5 protein-coding genes and 1 pseudogene are annotated in these 3,851 nt (G+C 61.8%); 1 reads left to right on the top strand and 5 read right to left on the bottom strand.

What is annotated here, in order from left to right:
* Window positions 1-338: 338 nt before the first annotated feature.
* Window positions 339-743 (bottom strand): annotated as a pseudogene (locus GUI70_RS22265) (winged helix-turn-helix domain-containing protein); the annotation flags it as partial.
* An 84-nt stretch (window positions 744-827) separates the two neighbouring features.
* On the opposite strand from GUI70_RS22265, the gene GUI70_RS26105 reads away from it, so the two are divergent.
* Window positions 828-1,289: a transposase gene (locus tag GUI70_RS26105; protein WP_202630560.1), complete on the top strand. Its 462-nt coding sequence runs from the start codon at window positions 828-830 to the stop codon at window positions 1,287-1,289.
* 134 nt (window positions 1,290-1,423) lie between these two features.
* On the opposite strand, the gene GUI70_RS22250 is transcribed toward GUI70_RS26105, so the two are convergent.
* The 4 genes from GUI70_RS22250 to GUI70_RS22235 all read right to left on the bottom strand — a co-directional run bounded on the left by GUI70_RS22250 (window position 1,424) and on the right by GUI70_RS22235 (window position 3,591).
* Window positions 1,424-1,735, bottom strand: a complete 312-nt coding sequence (locus GUI70_RS22250; protein ID WP_161884465.1) for a VOC family protein — start codon at window positions 1,733-1,735, stop codon at window positions 1,424-1,426.
* Window positions 1,736-1,789: 54 nt separating this feature from the next.
* A complete protein-coding gene (locus tag GUI70_RS22245) occupies window positions 1,790-2,245 on the bottom strand; it encodes a DUF4158 domain-containing protein (RefSeq protein WP_161884464.1) in 456 nt (151 codons plus the stop codon).
* Window positions 2,246-2,398: 153 nt separating this feature from the next.
* The gene (locus GUI70_RS22240) at window positions 2,399-2,653 is read right to left on the bottom strand and encodes a hypothetical protein (RefSeq protein WP_161884463.1); all 255 of its coding nucleotides are present in this window, start codon (window positions 2,651-2,653) and stop codon (window positions 2,399-2,401) included.
* A 230-nt stretch (window positions 2,654-2,883) separates the two neighbouring features.
* The gene (locus GUI70_RS22235; protein ID WP_161884462.1) at window positions 2,884-3,591 is read right to left on the bottom strand and encodes a DUF2306 domain-containing protein; all 708 of its coding nucleotides are present in this window, start codon (window positions 3,589-3,591) and stop codon (window positions 2,884-2,886) included.
* Window positions 3,592-3,851: the final 260 nt, after the last annotated feature.

Raw genomic sequence — 3,851 nt, 5'->3', positions numbered from 1 at the left:
AGCTGGAAGGCCGTCGTACAACAGGTGGCCTGAACTTCAGGCGATCTGCTCCCATTGCTCCTCGATTACGCCCTACCAGCAATAACTTGCCAGAACCCCCCAGTGTCTCAAAAGCGGAATTTTCATCTGTAAAGGCCAAAACATTTGCGCTCCCGACAGCGTATACCCGATGATGCCTGTGGAGGCGACACTGAGCCTCGGCGTGCTGCCCGGTAGCTCCTCAGTTTCAGCTCTCAGTGGACCTTACAAGGAGACCTGCCGTGCCCGACGCTCCAAGTTTGCCTGCCCACGATGCTCCCCACTGGCCAGTGGCCATCATCGGCGCTGGCCCGGCAGGTCTGGCGGGAGAAGCCCAACTGGTGCAAGATTCTCCGGACGTGATCGCGATGATGCCAGATGTCGAAGTGACGACCGATGACCTCCCGGACGCGGGGGGTCGTCCAGCTGGCGTCGGGGAAGCCATGGACCTGCGCGTCTTCGTTGAGCAGCCGCTTCAAGGTCGCTCGCTGCTCTCCGGAGAGTGCTGACACTCTCCCCGTGGTGATTGTGGCCTCCAGTGCACCTGGGCCCTGGTGCCGTAGGAGGTGCTTCCAGGTGCGGAGAGTACTCATCGAGACACCCAGAAGCTCCGCGAGTTCCTTGCTGCTGCTGTATTGACCAGTTTCGAGCAGCCTCAGGAAGTGCAGTCGACGTTCTTCGAGTTGAGCTCGCGTGAGGCGCGAAGGCAGCCAACGGTCCGTCATCCACCCACTCTAACGTCCGCAACTTCAGCCGGGATCAATAAAGTGCGTTTTGAAAGTCCAGAGGATGCGGCTGTAGGCTGATGAATGACGCGCCGGACGTACAGCAGTGATTTGAGCGATGAGGAATGGGTGTTATTGGAGCCGCTCCTGCCGAAACCATCCGTGATGGGGCGACCACGCACATGGTCGCTCCGAGACATTCTGGATGGGATTTTTTTACATCCTCCGTGGGGGAAATGCCCGGGGTGTCTTCTGGTGTGCGTTGCGCCGCTCGTGGACGATGCAGAGGTCCGGCAGTTTTTGCAGTATGCCGTGGCGGGCGGCGCGGCGCTCGTGGAACGCCGGTTCTCCGACGCGATCAGCGCGGGAGAATTACCGTCTGGCTTTCCCGCAGCCGCGCGCGCGACCCAGGTCGTCGACCTGTCGCGCGGTTTGACGGTGCGCGCGCAGATGGGTACGCCGCGCAAGACGCTTCTCAAAGATGCCGAGGAAGCAGCCGAGTTGGTGCTCCTGCCGTGGCGTGAACATGCGACGCCAGAAGGTTGACGGGTTGTAGCCTTTATCGCCCGATAACCCGTTAAGAGAAGTTCGTCCATGGGACAAGTTCGCGGAATGACCAGATATTGTTGGCGAATTCGGATATCGCCGCCGAGGTGTCACGGTGGCGTTGGAGAAGCACATCAAGGACAGGTAGGTCGGCCAGCACTACGCCAACAACTCGCCAGAACCGGCTGCGCAACTCTCCAGTCAGACGTCCCGGCGACCACAGGCGGCGTGAGGAATCGCGACAACTCGAGACGGCTATGGCCGTCTGGCGTGCGCATCATGGCAATTTCGACCCGCTGATTGTGCAGTCCAGTGACGCCATCTGCCCAGGCGCCTTCGATGGGGGCGCGCCCTTCGAGGTTGAGGCCAAGTTCGGTAAAGAATTCAATGGCGGCCTCCAGGTCTTCAACCACGATGCCGACGTTGTCCATACGCTTGACTGTCATGATGTCTCCTCTTCGCAGTCAGGATAAGTTCGCACAAAAATCAGCACATCCCTTCTAGGGCGGCATAGCGCCCAGACTCACCCCCTTCACCCCCTCAGCAGCCAACCAGCGGGTACCAGCCTGTATCAGCAGCCAGCCGCGCAACTCACGGTTGAGCGTCCGGCTGAGTTCGGCGTAGCCGAACTGCGCGCACAGCTCGGCGAAATGTTCGTGTCGGGTGTTGGCCCGCTGGGCATAGAGGGCATAACGGGTGGGGTCAAGATCAAGCTGCTCACTCAGGAAGATCAGCACATCCTCCGGGGGCTGTTCTGTGGCGGCCAAGCCGCGTCCCAGGTGTTTCAGCACGGTAAGCTGCACCGCGTACCCCAGGCGATTGAAATCGCGGCGGCGGGCCAGGACCGCATTCAGCTCCGTGGCGTCCAGCAGGTAATGCCGCGCCAGCAGGCGCTCATCCAACTTCGGGAAGCGGGTGAACTGCTGGCGCTGGGCTGGGGTTAAGCGTGATGTCACGGCGCTCCTTGACGGTCAAGCGCTCCAGCAACCATGCGACGACAGCAGAGCAAATGCTGTGGCACCTCGCCTATCAGGAAGCAGATTGGTTTTTGCCGCGCCATTCCGCTGCTCAGCACCTGACGCTGGAAGAAAGTGAACCTGCTTCCAAATTCAAAGCCTGGACTTCTGGATTTTTTGCCGGGGGAGGGCTTGCAGGGCCAGTTCCCCGTCCAGGGGAAGGTGCCGGGTCAGCCACGCCTCCAAACGACGAGTAAACTTCAGCAGGCCCAGACCCGCCCAGATCCATAGGCTGGGGTTCCACAGGCCAGGGGGATGCGGAAACTGCCGGGCAATCTCAGCTTCGCGGTGGTAGCGGGCCATCTTTTGACAGGCCGCTTCGAAGCGGGCTTCATGGGAGTCCATCATCTCCGGCTCTCCCCACATTGGGCGTTCTTCACGCTGCAATGCCCTTCCCCTCTTTGCTGATCGGGGGACAGGGTGAGGTCCAGAATCCTGAAAAACCAGGAGGCGCTGGGCAGGGGTGCTGCCATGGTTGATGCTCCTTTGGAAGAGAAGGGGGTTCAGCCCACAGCCCGTGAGCATGGGCGATTTGCGGTGGCCCGGCACGCTCCCTGAGGAAAGCAGCCCAGTCACGCTCAGGCCACCAGCGTGACGGCGGGGGTGAGAGGCGAGACCGGGGCCGCTCTGCGGATAATCCATTCGGCGACAGCCAGATTGACGGCCCAGCCGAGGATCAGTTGAATTTCCCGGTTCAGCTCGCCTGCTTGACCAAAGAGCAGCACCCAACTCAGCCCGATCACGGCCTGCGTTCCTGCCCCCTGGCCGATGGCGTACCCCCGCATCATCCAGGCGTGGTGGCCCCTGATGTCCCCACCCAGGACGGCCCGGACGCTCAGGAGAATGGACACGAGCATTGCTGCCCCGATCAGCAGCCGGAAGCTGTGCAGGAACTCCATCTGAAGGTGCAGGGCGCTCAGCGGGTAGAACTGGGTCATCCACAGCCCGGAACTGGCGGCGGCCAATCCGCAGACAGCCACCAGTCGTCCGGCGGCGCGGTGCCATCCGGGGCGGCGGCGACGAAACCCTGGCATGAACTGGAAGGCTCCCAGGATGCAGAACACGCTGGCGCTGGTGATGTGGACCATCACCGGGATGGGCAGGGCGAAAAACCGTGCGTTGGCGGGCGTGACCTCTGCGCTGCCCGCCAGACCGATCAGCCGAACGACTCCCCCAAGCACCGGAATCAGGGTGAGGAGAATCAGCGCGGCGGGGATGAGCCATTCGTTCCTCGCCGTCTGGGAAGGCGTCGGCGATGTCGTACCAATGATGCGTTCGCGTTTCATGGACGGGTCTCCTTTCGCCTGGGGGGACATCCTGGCGCAGGAATCAGGGTGTCCCCGGCGGTGATGCAGGGTTCAGCGGAGTTGAGGAATGACCGTGGCGGTCAGGGATTCGGCGACTTTCGCGCGGCGTTCAGACCACAGGGCGTAGCCCAGTCCGGCCAGCGCTAGAGGCTGGTTGACTGGCTATCCAAGGAGGGGCCTGAGTTTCGTCAGCAACAGAACGCAAGCGGCGACGAAATGAAAGCCGATCAAGGTTGAGG

It is taken from the genome of Deinococcus alpinitundrae (genome assembly GCF_009982895.1).
Classification (GTDB): Bacteria; Deinococcota; Deinococci; order Deinococcales; family Deinococcaceae; genus Deinococcus; species Deinococcus alpinitundrae.
Note: the sequence above shows the minus strand (reverse complement) of the source record. Positions and strands in the feature narration are given on the sequence as shown.

What these genes read in the sequence shown, in the direction of transcription:
- GUI70_RS22235 (WP_161884462.1), bottom strand. Translation starts at nt 3,591, where the DNA reads ATGAAACGCGAACGCATCATTGGTACGACATCGCCGACGCCTTCCCAG.
- GUI70_RS26105 (WP_202630560.1), top strand. Translation starts at nt 828, where the DNA reads ATGACGCGCCGGACGTACAGCAGTGATTTGAGCGATGAGGAATGGGTG.
- GUI70_RS22250 (WP_161884465.1), bottom strand. Translation starts at nt 1,735, where the DNA reads ATGACAGTCAAGCGTATGGACAACGTCGGCATCGTGGTTGAAGACCTG.
- GUI70_RS22240 (WP_161884463.1), bottom strand. Translation starts at nt 2,653, where the DNA reads ATGATGGACTCCCATGAAGCCCGCTTCGAAGCGGCCTGTCAAAAGATG.